General features: G+C 65.2%; 12 protein-coding genes. 8 read left to right on the top strand and 4 right to left on the bottom strand.

Annotated features, from left to right (window positions below):
* Window positions 1–129 precede the first annotated feature (129 nt).
* A complete protein-coding gene (locus tag D4Q52_RS22645) occupies window positions 130–2733 on the bottom strand; it encodes a DUF4407 domain-containing protein (protein ID WP_119858834.1) in 2604 nt (867 codons plus the stop codon).
* Between the two features lie 573 nt (window positions 2734–3306).
* Here D4Q52_RS22645 and D4Q52_RS22650 point away from each other — a divergent pair.
* The 3 genes from D4Q52_RS22650 (at window position 3307) to corA (ending at window position 6104) form a co-directional block, all read left to right on the top strand.
* Window positions 3307–3951: a DUF47 domain-containing protein gene (locus D4Q52_RS22650; RefSeq protein ID WP_119858835.1), complete on the top strand. Its 645-nt coding sequence runs from the start codon at window positions 3307–3309 to the stop codon at window positions 3949–3951.
* Between the two features lie 9 nt (window positions 3952–3960).
* Window positions 3961–4971: an inorganic phosphate transporter gene (locus tag D4Q52_RS22655; protein ID WP_119858836.1), complete on the top strand. Its 1011-nt coding sequence runs from the start codon at window positions 3961–3963 to the stop codon at window positions 4969–4971.
* Between the two features lie 98 nt (window positions 4972–5069).
* Complete coding sequence (corA, locus tag D4Q52_RS22660) at window positions 5070–6104, top strand: magnesium/cobalt transporter CorA (RefSeq protein WP_119858864.1); 1035 nt, start codon at window positions 5070–5072, stop codon at window positions 6102–6104.
* A 184-nt stretch (window positions 6105–6288) separates the two neighbouring features.
* Here corA and sugE read toward each other — a convergent pair whose 3' ends face one another.
* Entirely contained in the window at window positions 6289–6603 is a 315-nt protein-coding gene (gene sugE, locus D4Q52_RS22665; RefSeq protein ID WP_119858837.1) for a quaternary ammonium compound efflux SMR transporter SugE, read from the bottom strand.
* A gap of 232 nt (window positions 6604–6835) precedes the next feature.
* Between sugE and D4Q52_RS22670 the strand changes: the two genes are divergently transcribed.
* The 3 genes from D4Q52_RS22670 to D4Q52_RS22685 all read left to right on the top strand — a co-directional run bounded on the left by D4Q52_RS22670 (window position 6836) and on the right by D4Q52_RS22685 (window position 9866).
* Window positions 6836–8461, top strand: a complete 1626-nt coding sequence (locus tag D4Q52_RS22670) for a peptide chain release factor 3 (RefSeq protein WP_119858838.1) — start codon at window positions 6836–6838, stop codon at window positions 8459–8461.
* A 711-nt stretch (window positions 8462–9172) separates the two neighbouring features.
* Window positions 9173–9547 carry a type II toxin-antitoxin system RelE/ParE family toxin gene (locus D4Q52_RS22680; RefSeq protein WP_425328510.1) on the top strand — a complete coding sequence of 125 codons (375 nt, stop codon included), beginning with the start codon at window positions 9173–9175 and terminating at the stop codon, window positions 9545–9547.
* The gene (locus D4Q52_RS22685; protein ID WP_119858841.1) at window positions 9534–9866 is read left to right on the top strand and encodes a helix-turn-helix domain-containing protein; all 333 of its coding nucleotides are present in this window, start codon (window positions 9534–9536) and stop codon (window positions 9864–9866) included. The genes D4Q52_RS22680 and D4Q52_RS22685 overlap by 14 nt, the downstream gene beginning before the upstream one ends.
* A gap of 189 nt (window positions 9867–10055) precedes the next feature.
* On the opposite strand, the gene D4Q52_RS22690 is transcribed toward D4Q52_RS22685, so the two are convergent.
* A complete protein-coding gene (locus D4Q52_RS22690; protein WP_119858842.1) occupies window positions 10056–10517 on the bottom strand; it encodes an SRPBCC family protein in 462 nt (153 codons plus the stop codon).
* Between the two features lie 441 nt (window positions 10518–10958).
* A complete protein-coding gene (locus D4Q52_RS22695; protein WP_119858843.1) occupies window positions 10959–12122 on the bottom strand; it encodes a mandelate racemase/muconate lactonizing enzyme family protein in 1164 nt (387 codons plus the stop codon).
* Between D4Q52_RS22695 and D4Q52_RS22700 the strand changes: the two genes are divergently transcribed.
* Window positions 12091–12591: a hypothetical protein gene (locus tag D4Q52_RS22700; RefSeq protein ID WP_147407844.1), complete on the top strand. Its 501-nt coding sequence runs from the start codon at window positions 12091–12093 to the stop codon at window positions 12589–12591. The two genes, D4Q52_RS22695 and D4Q52_RS22700, sit on opposite strands and share 32 nt — an antisense overlap.
* Before the next feature lie 104 nt (window positions 12592–12695).
* Window positions 12696–14030, top strand: a complete 1335-nt coding sequence (locus D4Q52_RS22705; protein WP_119858845.1) for a tetratricopeptide repeat protein — start codon at window positions 12696–12698, stop codon at window positions 14028–14030.
* Window positions 14031–14082: the final 52 nt, after the last annotated feature.

A 14082-nucleotide genomic window follows, 5' to 3' on the forward strand; every position in this document is an offset into this window, starting at 1 on the left:
AGTAAGGCATGGATGCCCGGCACAAGGCCGGGCATGACGCGTGGACGCGAAGGTGCCAGATTTCAAAGGACGCAATACCGGTCAGGCGCTTAAAGTGAAGGTGGTGCTCCTATCAATAGAACACCGCTGTCAGTCCTTCCGGGGCAGGGCCTCGACGGGACCTAGCTCGAGTGGTAGTTCCGCGTCGGCGATGTGCTCTGCGGCGACGGGAGCCTCGCGCCTTGGACGGGACGGCTTCTTTCGGGCCTTGGTAAGTTCGACGGCTTCGCTCATCAGCTTCTCGACGTCGGCGTTGTATTTCGGGGCCGGGCTGCCGGCCGCGGCCGGAGGAATGGCCTCATGTCTTGCATCATCGGGCGGCCGGTGGCTCTCGGAGACAGGTGTGCCGGACGCGAATCGCTCGGGAGCAGCGTCGCAGACGCTGGTTTGGTCTCGCTCCGGTCGGCCCCTTTCGGCAGTCGGGTTCGTGACCAGGGACAGCGACACAGCCGCTTGATCGGCCGCCATCGATGCGTTTTGACTCGGCGCATCTCCGGCCCGAGCCGGATCGAGCGCGACGGTCCGAAGCGGAGCGGCGTCGAGCGGATCCGTGGTGCGCGCCGAAGGTGCGCGCAGCGGCATCGTTGGCAGATCTAAGATCGGCGCCGCGTGGGCGGTCTGCTCGTCCTGGACCGAAGCGTCGACTCTGGTGTCCGCGAGAGGAGCCGGAGCTGGCTGATCGGAGAAAATCTCGTCAGTCGGCCGTTCGGCCACCGGCCGCGCCGCCGGCGGGCTGGTCTGGAGGCCGAGGTTGTCGCGGGTGCCTTCTTCATGCGGCGTCTCACGGCGGGGCGACCTGCGCCGCGGCATGATCAGATCGCGCACGTCGAGTTCGCCGGGGACGAAGTCGGGCTCGCCGCGAAGCTGCGCGGCATCATCGATCGCATAGTCCTGAGCAGCGAACCGGGCGCCGCGGGTCTGCGCCGATTCGTATCGCGGTGGTGCGTCGTACCGGGGCGGCTCATAGCGCGGAACGTCCTGGCGCCGCGCATAGTCCCGCCGATCCGGATGGCGGTAGTCGAAATCACCGTCATGGTCCCGGTCGAAATCATGACGCATGGCGGCGCGGCGGTCGCGATCGTCATAGCCGCGCCGAGCGTCGCGCGGGGCGATACGCCGCTCATAGCCTTCGCGCCGCGGATAGTCCTCGGCGTCACGCCGATCGAAGCGCGCGCCGTAACCGTCGCGGCGGTCGTCGCGCCAGTCATCATCATGTCCGCTGTCCGCGTGGCCAGCGGCATCGGCCGAAGCGGAAGAGGGGCGCGCTGTGCGGAGGTTCGCCTCGGGCTGCGGCGCGGGCTGTTTCATCGTCACCGCATCGAGGCTCATCGCCGGCAGCGTGATCGCCGCCATCGCTGGAGCGGGCGCCGGCGCGGCCGGCTTGTCGTCGTCGAGGTCCTCGTTGTTCTCGATCCGCTGCCGTGCGCGTTCGACCTGCGCCTGGATCTTCGCGGCGTAGACGCTGGGCGGCGAGAAGAAGATTTTGGCAACCACCGGAACGATTTCCAGGAAGATGATGAACAATCGCGTCATCCACGAGAACAGCGTCATGGTGGCGCCATCCCTGGGATCGTTCTTCAATTCCTGGTAGGCGGCGATCCGGGTCAGCGGATCGATGCGGTCCTTTCTTTCCTGGTAATAGGACTGCGCCAGCGCCTTCTGGCGGAAGTCGGCGACGTCCGCGGCCTTGGCCGCCTCGAACTGCTTGAGGTCGGCACGCGCGGCATCGATCCGCGTCTGCAGCGCATCAGCCTTGGCCTTGATGGCGACGCGCTCCTGATCGCGGACCGCAAGTGCCTCGCCGGCGACTTTCGCCTGCGCGGCGCGGAGTTCGTCGCGCTTGAGATGCAACTGGCCGATCTCGGCTTCGCGCGCGGCGCGCTGGGTGATGAAGGATTCCTTCTGCTTGCGGGCGTATTCGTATCGCGGCCCGGCGCCGGGCCGGCCCGAATTGTTCGGCGACGCCTTCAGGCCGAACTCCTCGGCGTTCATGTCGGCGATGTAGCGCTGAATGGTGCGGTCGATCTGTGCGATGTCGGCGCGGATATCGGCCTCGCGCTGGGCCAGCGCCTTCATTTGCTGCTCGATGTCGTCCGTGCGGGTTTGCAGCGTCGGTTCGGGCGCCGGTGCTTCGGTAAGGATTTCGCGGTGCAGCGCTTCCATCGCGTCGATGCCGGCCTGGCGGCGCGCCACCTCGGCGTTGAGCCCGGCCTCGTATTGCGCGATCTTGGCGTAGATCGGCTGATTGGCGGCGACGCGGTCGGCCTCGATCTTCTCGTTGATGGTGCCGGAGAAGATCGCGAGTTCGAGAAACATTGCGATCACCCAGGCGAGCCCGAACGATAGTAGCAGTCTGATACCGACCCGCACGAAACGCCATGCGGTCTGCCGCGCCTCGGTGCTCGAGACGATCGGCGCGGTATTCCACAGCGTGCCCTGGTAGAACCAGTCGGACTGGCACAGCGCGCGGTCGAACATCAGCACGGTGAGGCCGATCACTCCGGACACCAACAGCCGCGTCCACACATTGGCGATCATGTAGCCGGTGGCGTGAAACGACACGCCGACGACGACGATGAAGGACAGGCAGAGCGATGCGCCGAGATGCGCGGCCCACAGCTTGTCGGAGGCCGGGCAGGTGGACAGCGTTCTGCGGTCGACGCCGGCGATGACACCCAATGCGCTCTGAAGCATGGCCGCCCAATTCTGCGGTGAGTAGCGCCGCGGTTGGAAGTGACAGGTGCGCGCGAGTCTAACAGTTCGTTTACGATTTCAATACGCGCCGCGCAGCGCCGGCGCCGCGCACAAGTTCTCACGTCGGCTCAGCAAGTGCTGCTAAGTCGTGATCGTCAGAAGCAAAGTCGGAGCGGGCGCGGTGGCTGTGCGGGCTCCCGGCTGTCCTCAAAAAAATCCCGGGCGTGTGATCGCGGTCCGGCCGTACTTTCCCCTGTTACCGCTACTATGCGTGCCGGTGCGGCTGACGAGTCCCGGCCGGCGGCCAACTGATTCGCGGAGGCGGTGCAGGCGGCCGTGCTTGCTGCGATGCAAGCGCAACTGTCTCAGTTTCTGGGGACAGCCCCCGATCTGCCGGGGAGCCAGCTGGTTTCGCCTGGTCGGGGCCGATGCCGTGGCGCCCGGATCCGAACGGTTGCGATCCGATCGCTGTTCTGCGAAACGGCGGGTTGCCTGCCACCGCCCGAAGTGTTTTATGACGCTCCTGTGACGCGTCCGGCGCCCGGACCAGTGTCGTCAATCGGATAGCTTCCAATGCTGCGATACTTTCGAGCCTTTCTGCCGAAGGAGGAAAGGTTCTTCGACCTGTTCGCCCGGCATACCGAAACCGTGGTCCACGGCGCCCATGCGCTGCAGGACATGCTGCGGGGAGGCGACGAAACGCCGGTGCACTGCCAGCGGGTCAGTCATTTCGAGGCCGAGGCCGACGGCATCACCCGCGAGGTGCTGACCGCGGTGCGCCGCACCTTCATCACCCCGTTCGACCGCGTCGACATCAAGAACCTGATCACCTCGATGGACGACGCCATCGACCAGATGCAGCAGACCGCCAAGGCGGTGATCCTGTTCGAGGTCCGCGAGTTCGAGCCGCCGATGCGCGAGATCGGCTCGCTGCTGGTCGAGAGCGCCAATTTGGTCGGCAAGGCGCTGCCGCTGATGAAGTCGATCGGGCCGAACCTGCAGATGCTGACGGCGATGACCGAGGAGATCGGCAAGCTCGAGGGCCGGGTCGACGATCTGCACGATATCGGGCTCAAGGAGCTGTTCCTCAAGCATCGTAACGCCAACACCATGGACTACATCGTCGGCGCCGAGATCTACGACCATCTCGAAAAGGTCGCCGACCGGTTCGACGACGTCGCCAACGAGATCAACTCCATCGTCATCGAGCAGGTCTAGGGCCGCGCCGTGGACGCTTCGATCGGGCTGCCCATTCTGGTCGGATTGATCGCCGTCGCGCTGCTGTTCGACTTCCTGAACGGCCTGCACGACGCCGCCAATTCGATCGCCACCATCGTCTCGACCCGGGTGCTGCGGCCGCACTATGCGGTATTCTGGGCGGCGTTCTTCAACTTCATCGCGTTCCTGGTGTTCGGCCTGCACGTCGCCAACACCATCGGCACCGGCATCATCGAGCCGAGCGTGATCGATTCGGCGGTGATCTTCGCCGCGCTGATCGGCGCCATCGTCTGGAACATCGTCACCTGGGCGCTCGGCATCCCGTCGAGCTCGTCGCATGCGCTGATCGGCGGGCTGCTCGGCGCCGGCCTGGCGAAAGCCGGCTTGTCGGCTGCGGTGTGGAGCGGGGTTTCCAAGGCGCTGCTGGCGATCGTGCTGTCGCCGCTGGTGGGGTTCCTGCTGGCTCTGGTGCTGGTCGCGATCGTGTCCTGGGCGTCGGTGCGCTCGACGCCGTTCGCGGTCGACCGCGCCTTCCGCATCCTGCAATTCGCCTCGGCGTCGCTGTATTCGCTCGGCCATGGCGGCAACGACGCCCAGAAGACGATGGGCATCATCGCCGTGCTGCTGTACTCGCAGGGCTATCTCGGCAGCGAGTTCTCGGTGCCGTTCTGGGTGGTGATCTCGTGCCAGTCGGCGATGGCGCTCGGCACCCTGATGGGCGGCTGGCGGATCGTCCGCACCATGGGGCTGCGCATCACCAAGCTGACGCCGATGCAGGGTTTTTGCGCCGAAACCGGCGGCGCCGCGACGCTGTTCATGGCGACCTTCCTGGGCGTGCCGGTGTCGACCACTCACACCATCACCGGCGCCATCGTCGGCGTCGGCGCGGCGCGGCGGATGTCGGCGGTGCGCTGGAACGTGGCGAGCTCGATCGTCTACGCCTGGGTGATCACCATCCCGGCCTCGGCCCTGGTCGCCGCAGCGGCCTATTGGGCGACCAAGCTGCTGCCGTCGTTCTGACTGCGGAACTCCGAGGGCCTTTCGGCGTGACCGCCGGAACCAGCCGAACTCTCCGCGCTTTTCTCCGGTATCAATCGCTCAGGAAAGTTCGGCCCATGATGCTGAAGCAGCCCCGATTGCGCAGCATCGATGCGCCGCCGCCGAGGCCGCATGCGCCGCCGTGCGAACCCGGTGTGGTCGCGGCCAGCGTCTACGCGCACGGCCAGCTGGTCGCCGACATCACCATCGAGCAGGCAGGCGAGTGGGCCCGCAAGGACGGCCACGTCGTCTGGATCGGGCTGCACGAGCCGAGCAAGGATCTGCTGGCGCGGGTCGCCAGGCAGCTCAACCTCCACCCGCTGGCGATCGAGGACGCCACCAATGCCCGGCAGCCACCGAAGGTCGAGCAGTATGACGACGCCTTCTTCGTGGTCGCTCGCACCGCGCAAATGGAGCACGAGCGGATCGCGTTCGGCGAAACGCACATCTTTGTCGGCAAGGGCTATGTCGTGTCCGTGCGGCACGGGGCGTCATCCTCGTACAACGTCGTCAGGTCGCGTTGCGAGGCCAGTCCGAACTGGTTCGCCGAAGGCGAAGACTACATCCTTTACGCAATCCTCGATTTCATCGTCGACAACTATCGCCCGGTGATCGACCGGATCCAGGGCGACGTCGACAGTCTCGAGGAGGAGGTGCTGCGCCGTTCCCATCTCGGCCAGATGGACAATCTGTACCGGCTGCGGCGCGAACTGCTCAAGCTGAAGCGCGCGGTCGGCCCGATGGTCGACGTCTGCAAGCGGCTCGAGCACGCCGACCTGATCACGCTGGATGCGCCGCTGAAGCCGCTGTTCCGCGACATCCTCGACCACGTCAACCGCGCCGAGGAAGACATCGACCAGCTGCTGCAGATTCTGGCGTTCGTGTTCGAAGCCAGCATGATGGCCGGGCAGGCGCAGCAGACCGAGATCGCTCGGCGGCTCACCGCGTGGGCCGCCATCTTGGCCGTCCCGACCGCGATCGCCGGCATCTACGGGATGAATTTCGAGCACATACCGGAGCTGAAGTGGGAGTACGGCTACTACGCCGTGCTCGGCGTCATCGCCTGCGTCTGCGGGTTTCTGTACTACCGCTTCAAGCGCGTCGGCTGGCTGTGACGGCCTAAGGCCGCGGCCGTCGGGCTTCATTTGAGTCGTCATCCTGAGGAGCGCGCGCAGCGCGCCTCGAAGGATGCGGCCAAGGTGCTTGCGGCCATCCTTCGAGGCCCCCTGAGCCGCGCATCGCGCGGCCCAGTGGGCGCCTCAGGATGACGCCGTCGAGTAGATCAAACGCAGAGCCGCTTCAGCTCACCACCTTCAGTCCAATAATCCCGGCGACGATCAGGCCGATGCAGGCGATGCGGGCGAATGTGGCTGGATCGCCGAACAAGGCGATGCCGAGCGCCGCGGTGCCGACCGCGCCGATCCCGGTCCAGATCGCATAAGCGGTGCCGATCGGCAGCGTTTTCAAGGCGAGGCCGAGCAGCAGGATGCTGGCGGTCATCGCCGCCAGCGTCAGCACGGTCGGCACCAGCCGGGTGAAGCCTTCGGTGTATTTGAGACCGATCGCCCAGCCGATTTCCATCAGGCCGGCGATCAACAGATAGAACCAGGCCATCGGGCCTCCTTGCGCACAATCCGGTGTCACGGGAAATTCGTGAGGCCATCCAGCAGGATGGCGCCGGCGCTTGGCGCGGTTCGCGAGGAGGCCGGGTCGTCCCGGCCGAAAGGTGATTTTGAGGTCGTCCTCGAACCTCTATATGAGACACGCCGCTGCGCCGCGCAACCGGGCGCGCAGCGACCCGCCGGAAGCCCTTGATTGCGCCGGCTTTCCCTGCCACAGGCTGAGTATGTCCGACACCGCTGTTCCGGCCGACGCGCCGTCCTCGACCCCGTCTTCGCTCGCCCATGAAGTGGCGCGGCGGCGCACCTTCGCGATCATCTCGCATCCCGACGCCGGCAAGACCACGCTGACCGAAAAGCTGCTGCTGTTCGGCGGCGCCATCAATCTCGCCGGCCAGGTCAAGGCCAAGGGCGAGCGCCGCAACACGCGGTCGGACTGGATGAAGATCGAGCGCGACCGCGGCATCTCGGTGGTCACCTCGGTGATGACCTTCGAGTTCGACAACCTGGTCTTCAACCTGCTCGACACCCCGGGCCACGAAGACTTTTCGGAAGACACCTACCGGACGCTGACCGCGGTCGACTCGGCCGTGATGGTGATCGACGCGGCGAAGGGCATCGAGGCGCGGACGCGAAAACTGTTCGAGGTCTGCCGGCTGCGCGACATCCCGATCATCACCTTCATCAACAAGATGGACCGTGAGAGCCGCGACACCTTCGATATTCTGGACGAGATCGAGAAGACGCTGGCGCTCGACACCACGCCGATGACTTGGCCGGTCGGACGCGGTCGCGATTTCCTCGGCACCTACGACGTGCTCAGCGGCGGCATCCGCTTGTTGGAAGGCGGCGGCGCCAAGACCGGCGCGGCCGAGCAGATCACCATTGAGGACCTCGGCAAGCGCAACGCCAATCTCGACGTCGCCGCGGTGAAGGAGGAGCTCGAGCTCGCCACCGAGGCCTGCAAGCCGTTCGACCTCGAGGCGTTTCGCGAGGGCCATCTGACGCCGGTGTATTTCGGCTCGGCGCTGCGCAATTTCGGCGTCGGCGATCTCCTGGAAGGCCTCGGCCGCTACGCGCCGCCGCCGCGCGCCCAGGAATCCAACCTGCGTAAGGTCGAGGCCGACGAGGCCAAGATGAGCGCCTTCGTGTTCAAGATCCAGGCCAACATGGATCCCAACCACCGCGACCGCATCGCCTTCGCGCGGCTGTGCTCCGGCAAGCTGACGCGCGGCATGAAGGCCAAGCTGGTCCGCACCGGCAAGAACATGAGCCTGTCGGCGCCGCAGTTCTTCTTCGCGCAGGACCGCTCGGTGGCGGACGAAGCCTTCGCCGGCGACGTCGTCGGCATTCCCAACCATGGCACGCTGCGGATCGGCGACACGCTGACCGAGGGCGAGGACGTCACCTTCGTCGGCGTGCCGAGCTTTGCGCCGGAAATCGTCCGCCGCGTCCGGCTCGGCGATGCGATGAAGGCCAAGAAGCTGAAGGAAGCGCTGCAGCAGATGTCGGAGGAGGGCGTCGTTCAGGTGTTCCGCCCGCGCGACGGCGCGCCCGCTTTGGTCGGCGTCGTCGGGCCGCTGCAGCTCGACGTGCTGAAAGCGCGGCTCGAAGCCGAGTATCAGCTGCCGGTCGACTTCGAAGTCTCCGAATTCCAGCTCGCGCGCTGGATCTCCGCCGAGGACCGCAAGAAGCTGGACACCTTCATCACCGCCAACAACTCCTCGATCGCCGACGACGTCGACGGCGACCCGGTGTATCTCGCCAAGAACGAATTCTATCTCGGCTACACGCGGGATCGCGCCGAAGGCATCATCTTCTCGGAGATCAAGGACGTGAAGAAGCTGGCGTGAGGCCGCGTGCTACGCGCCATCACAATACGTCATTGCCGGGCTTGACCCGGCGTCCATCCCCTTCGTCAAAAGTCGCCATCACCATTGGTCCGCTGCGCGGACGATGGATGCGCGGGCCTTCGCCGCGCCGGAGGGGCTCCGGCCTCGCAGGCGGGTCAAGCCCGCGCATGACGGCTTTCGTGTAACCGACACTGTCAAACAGCCACGGCTCCGCAGCCTCGCGGCGCAACGCGCCCGAGCTTTGCCCGGAGGGCCGCCCCAAAAATGAGGGGCGGCGGCGCGCCGCAAGACGCGGCGTTGGTCGTGTCGCGATCCGGCCTTCGCCCGCGCGAGGAGCGAAGATCGCGAACCGCGCGTCGCCTTGCGGCGCGCCACCCCGGCGATTTTGGGTTGAAGGACCGCTCTTCCGGGACCGAGCGAGCTTGCGGGCTTTCCCCGGCCTCCACCCGACCCGTCCAGCCTCTGAAGCGGCGGCCGCTCGTAGTAGCGGCGGACGGTGACCCTCAACCTCCCGGGCGCGTGCTTGCGAGGCACGTCACGCAGGACGCCGTATCCCGCTCCGCCTCGCAAGCGCCCTCGAGAAGCGCCCCTCGCGAACGGGATGGATAGGAATATAAGCCGGAGTTGTGAGGTTGTCAACCGATCCGAATGCGCGTTTCCTGCACCGTCAGACTTGAATTCGTTTATATAATAATTTATATAGGTGCCCCGGTGTTCGATTATCCTCCGAAGCGCTTAGTCTGGATATCGTCCAGTCGTCGCGACATGCAGACTCTTCCGAAAAGTGTTCGCCGGAGTTTCGGCACGGCTCTATTTGCGGCGCAAATGGGGGTAGCGCCGCCCATCGCCAAAGTGCTGAGGGGATTCGGCGGCGCCGGCGTGTTGGAGTTGATTGAAGATGATCGAAGCGGGACCTACCGCGCGGTCTATACCGTTCGCTTCGCATCGGCCATCTACGTACTACACGTCTTTCAGAAGAAGTCGAAGCAGGGCAGCGCGACACCGCTGCGAGATATTGAGCTGGTCAGATCGCGATTGAAGTTCGCTGAAGAACTGCACAGGAAGGCGGACCATGAAAACTCATGAAATCAGCAGCGGCAACGTGTTCGCCGATCTCGGCTTTGCCGATTCCGAACAGGAACTGGTGAAGGCCCAACTGACCGTCCAGATCTACAAACTGCTCTCCGAGCGCGGCATGACTCAGGGTGCAGCTGCGAAGCTTCTCGGGACCACGCAGCCGCAAATCTCCGCGCTGATGCGCTGTCGGCCGACGTCGATTTCGATTGGTCGCTTGATGGAATTTCTCACTCTGCTGGGCCAAGACGTGCAGGTCACCGTGAAGCCCGCTCCGCGCCGGAAGGCGGCGGGCCGAGCGGGGCGGTTGTCGGTCGTGGTGCAGGCTTAGCGCCTGACCGAAAATTCGGTCTGGGAAATGCGGCCGTAATTTTCGTCATTGCGAGGAGCGAAGCGACGAAGCAATCCAGGATTGGCCAAATTTGCGGCCTCTGGATTGCTTCGCTTCGCTCGCAATGACGGAAAACGCGGCTCGTGTTTACTGCATAAGTTTCAGGTCAAGCTCTTGGGCGCGGTGCAGCTATCTAGTCTCCACAATCCTCTTGATATTCCCCAATCCCAGCTCCGCCTCCGCGCTCATCCGCTCGACCATCTCCGCGGTCGGTGGCTTCGGCCTGGCCGGGTTGCGGAGGATGCGGGTGAAGCGGGTGCGGCCATCGACCTGTTCGAACGTGTAGTGCACCACCACCGGGCCCATGAAGCTGGTGTAGGTCATGCCGATCCACAGCGTCGGGCGGTCGCAGGCGATGACCAGCCAGGCGAGGTCGACCGGGCCGGTGCGGGTCGACCAGTGTTCGTGGAAGGTGTCGCCGAAGCGCATCGGGCGGTTCTCGCATTCCAGCGCGTGCGAGGAGGGCAGCCATTCCGGCCACGACTTCGGATTGGTGACGTAGTCGAACACGGCCTCGATCGGCGCGGCGATGTTGATGGCGTGGCGGATCTCGAATGGATGCGTCGGGGGGGCGGTTTGCTGGGCGGGCATGGCGTTTCCTGGTGTCGTGTTGCGCGCGGAGGTTCGGATTGCACGGGCCTGTTGGACGCAGTCTAGAGCTGATCGGCTTCTGATGAAATCAAGCTGACCATCGAGGCGGATGCCACAACCACGGCCTCATGGTGAGGAGGAGCGTAGCGCCGTCTCGAACCATGGGCCAAGGGCGCCGCGTGGCCCCATCCTTCGAGACGCCCGGCTGCGCCGGGCTCCTCAGAACTTGGCCGGAAACTCGAGCCGCAAAATGCGACCTTGAATGTCGTCATTGCGAGGAGCGAAGCGACGAAGCAATCCAGAAGAGGCTCAATTCGCGGCCTCTGGATTGCTTCGCTTCGCTCGCAATGACGGAAACGCGGCCGATATTTTCCGACCAGGCTCTCAGGATGAGGACGCAGTGCATGTGGATCGTGCGACAGACGGCGCTTGCCCCCGTGCTCACTCCGCCAACTCCCGCATCACCTTGATCAAATCCGACTTGCCCTCGAAGCCGATGCCCGGCAGGTCGGGCATGGTGATGTGGCCGTTCTCGACCTTCACGCCGTCGGGGAAGCCGCCATAGGGCCGGAACAGGTCGGGGTAGCTCTCATTGCCGCCGAGGCCGAGGCCGGCGGCGATGTTGAGGGACATCTGGTGGCCGCCGTGCGGGATGCAGCGTGACGGCGACCAGCCGAATTGCTTCAGCACGTCGAGCGTGCGTAGATATTCGACCAGGCCGTAGGACAGCGCGCAGTCGAACTGCAGAAAGTCGCGGTCCGGCCGCATGCCGCCGTAGCGCAGCAGGTTGCGTGCGTCCTGATGCGAGAACAGGTTCTCGCCGGTGGCCATTGGGCCCGAGTAGAATTCGGACAGCGCCGCCTGCAGCGCGTAGTCGAGCGGGTCGCCGACTTCCTCGTACCAGAACAGCGGATACTGCCGCAGCATCTTGGCGTAAGCGATGCCGGTTTCCAGATCGAACCGGCCGTTGGCGTCGACTGCGAGCCGCGCGTCGCTGCCGATCTCGGCCAGCACCGCTTCGATGCGGCGCTGGTCGTCGGCGATCGGCGCGCCGCCGATCTTCATCTTGACGACATTGTAGCCGCGGTCGAGATAGCCGCGCATCTCGGCGCGCAGCGCACCGTCGTCCTTGCCGGGGTAGTAGTAGCCGCCGGCGGCGTAGACGAACACCCGCGGGTCGGCGTCGCGGCCGTGCTGTTCGGCGAGTAGCCGGAACAGCGGCTGGCCGGCGATCTTGGCGACGGCGTCCCAGATCGCCATGTCGAGCGTGCCGACCGCGACCGAGCGCTCGCCGTGGCCGCCGGGCTTCTCGTTGGTCATCATCGCGGCCCAGATCTTGTGCGGATCGAGATTGTCGCCGGCCTCGTTCAGCAGGCTGGCGGGCTCGGCCTCGAGGATGCGGCCGCGAAACCGTTCGCGGATCAGGCCGCCCTGGCCGTAGCGGCCGTTGGAGTTGAAGCCGTAGCCGACGACACGGCGGCCGTCGCGCTCGACGTCGGTCACCACCGCGACGAGGCTCGTCGTCATCTTGGAGAAGTCGATATAGGCGTTGCGGATCGGGGAGGCGATCGGCTTGGTGATCTCGCAGACGTCGACGATGCGCATCGATGGCTTCCTCATGGTGCGGCTGACGTGGTCGTACGCGGATCGCGTCCGGCCGGCCATCGCCAAATTCAGATCGGGCGATGCGTGGAGGGCATGGCGTCACCGCACCGCTGCGCTCTGCCAGACACGCGTCGAGTGGATCGGCGTTCGTGCCGCCCCCCTCGAGGACGGGCTTTCGACCGTGCCGGGATCTGAACGACGACGCTGCCGGACGCTGCTGACGCGGGCCGAGGCTGTGGCTCTCGTCATCGCCGTGCAGCCCACGGCTCTTGCGCAGGGCCTCGGCCAAGCCATGCAGCCGGGCGGGCGCGGAATCTCCGTCACAGAAATGGTCCGGCTCAGCACCAAGCGCGGCCCGACGGATGCTCAAATCCGCGCCGCGTTGTGTGATCTCGTTCGGTTTCAGGACAGGAGCGGCGTGTCCCGCGTGACACAAAAGCCACGACCGCGGGTAATCGCGCGGGGATGACGTAGAAAACGGTACCCTAGCACGAACGTTCTCAGCAAAATCCCGACCAATTAGCTCGTGCGACGAGCAATTGGTTTCGAGCACATTTGATTTCGGGGTGCTGCGTGACGTTACGAGCCACCATGTTGGGCCTGCTGGCGGCGTTGGGTGTCGCCGTGTCGGGCGCTTCCGCGCAGCAAAGCGCGGCCAAACCGGTGCCGGTGTCGGCGGTTCAGCCGGACTACGACGCGCTGTTCGCGCAGATGTATCAGCGGCCATCCGACCTCGACGTCAGCTTCAAATTCGCCCACGAGGCGGTGGCGCGCGGCGACTACGAGGCGGCGATCGGCGCGCTCGAGCGCATGCTGTTCTTCAATCCGGATCTGCCGCGGGTGAAGCTCGAACTCGGTGTCTTGTACTTCAAGCTGGCGTCCTACGAGATCGCGCGCGGCTATCTGCTCGACGCCATCAAGGGCAGCAACGTGCCGGCCGATATTCGCGCCCAGGTGATGGCGTATCTGTCGGAGATCGATCGGCGGCTGGCGCCTTACGAATACAGCGTGTTTATGCATTCCGGCATCCGCTACCAGACCAACGCCAATCTCGGCCCGAACGATCTGCAGGTGCGCGCGCTCGGCCAGGACGCCATCCTCGATCCGCGCTACGGCAAGAAGCCGGACTGGAACGCGTTCCAGTCGGTCGCGGCGGCTTATGCCTACAAGCTCAATCTGCGCGGCGACGCGATCGAGACGACCTTCCTGGGCCTGAACTCGCGGCAGATGACGCAGAGCCAGTTCAACCTCGGCTTCATCGAAGTCACCGCCGGTCATCGCGTCGGCCTCGGCCAGGACTCCTCGTTCAAGTACTACGCGATCGGCGACAAGGTCTGGCTCGGCGATTACAGCTACTTCAACGCGCTCGGCGGCGGTCTGTCGGCGCGGACGCAGATCGGCGGTCTCGGCCTGGTCGAGGGCTATGTCGAAACCCGTCATCGCCGCTTCAGCGACTCGAACTACTTCCCGACGGCCGGCGACCAGACCGGCGATCTTTTGACCGCCGCGATCCTGACGGATTTCCGCTGGGGCGGGCTGCACTGGACGACGCGCGCCGGCTTCGACAGCAACAAGGCGGTCGCCGACTACAACAGCTACAAGCGCTACTCGATCGACGTTGCGCTGCCGTTCGAATTCGTGCTGCCGGTGTTCGGCGCGCCGCGCGCCTTCGTGTTCGCACCGACGGCGGGTTTCAGCCAGGCCAATTACGACGCGCCGAACTTCATCGTCGATCCGACGATCGCGCGTCGCGACCAGGAATATCGTTACGGCGTGATCTTCGATGCGCAGCTGGTCGACAATATCGGCCTGCGCACCCAGGTGACCTACACCAAGATCGACTCCAACCTGCCGAACTACCGCACCGACAATCTGTCGGCCTCGGTCGGCCCGACGCTGCGGTTTTGAGGAGGGTGGTGATGCGCGAGATCGGATCAACTTCCCACCGCCGTCATTGCGA

The organism is Rhodopseudomonas palustris, assembly GCF_003591005.1.
GTDB classification, from domain to species: domain Bacteria; phylum Pseudomonadota; class Alphaproteobacteria; order Rhizobiales; family Xanthobacteraceae; genus Rhodopseudomonas; species Rhodopseudomonas palustris_K.

Excerpts from the sequence above, each read along its gene's own strand:
- D4Q52_RS22695 (WP_119858843.1), bottom strand. The coding sequence starts at position 12,122 with ATGCGCATCGTCGACGTCTGCGAGATCACCAAGCCGATCGCCTCCCCG.
- D4Q52_RS22645 (WP_119858834.1), bottom strand. The coding sequence starts at position 2,733 with ATGCTTCAGAGCGCATTGGGTGTCATCGCCGGCGTCGACCGCAGAACG.
- D4Q52_RS22670 (WP_119858838.1), top strand. The coding sequence starts at position 6,836 with ATGTCCGACACCGCTGTTCCGGCCGACGCGCCGTCCTCGACCCCGTCT.
- D4Q52_RS22690 (WP_119858842.1), bottom strand. The coding sequence starts at position 10,517 with ATGCCCGCCCAGCAAACCGCCCCCCCGACGCATCCATTCGAGATCCGC.
- sugE (WP_119858837.1), bottom strand. The coding sequence starts at position 6,603 with ATGGCCTGGTTCTATCTGTTGATCGCCGGCCTGATGGAAATCGGCTGG.
- D4Q52_RS22650 (WP_119858835.1), top strand. The coding sequence starts at position 3,307 with ATGCTGCGATACTTTCGAGCCTTTCTGCCGAAGGAGGAAAGGTTCTTC.
- D4Q52_RS22685 (WP_119858841.1), top strand. The coding sequence starts at position 9,534 with ATGAAAACTCATGAAATCAGCAGCGGCAACGTGTTCGCCGATCTCGGC.
- corA (WP_119858864.1), top strand. The coding sequence starts at position 5,070 with ATGCTGAAGCAGCCCCGATTGCGCAGCATCGATGCGCCGCCGCCGAGG.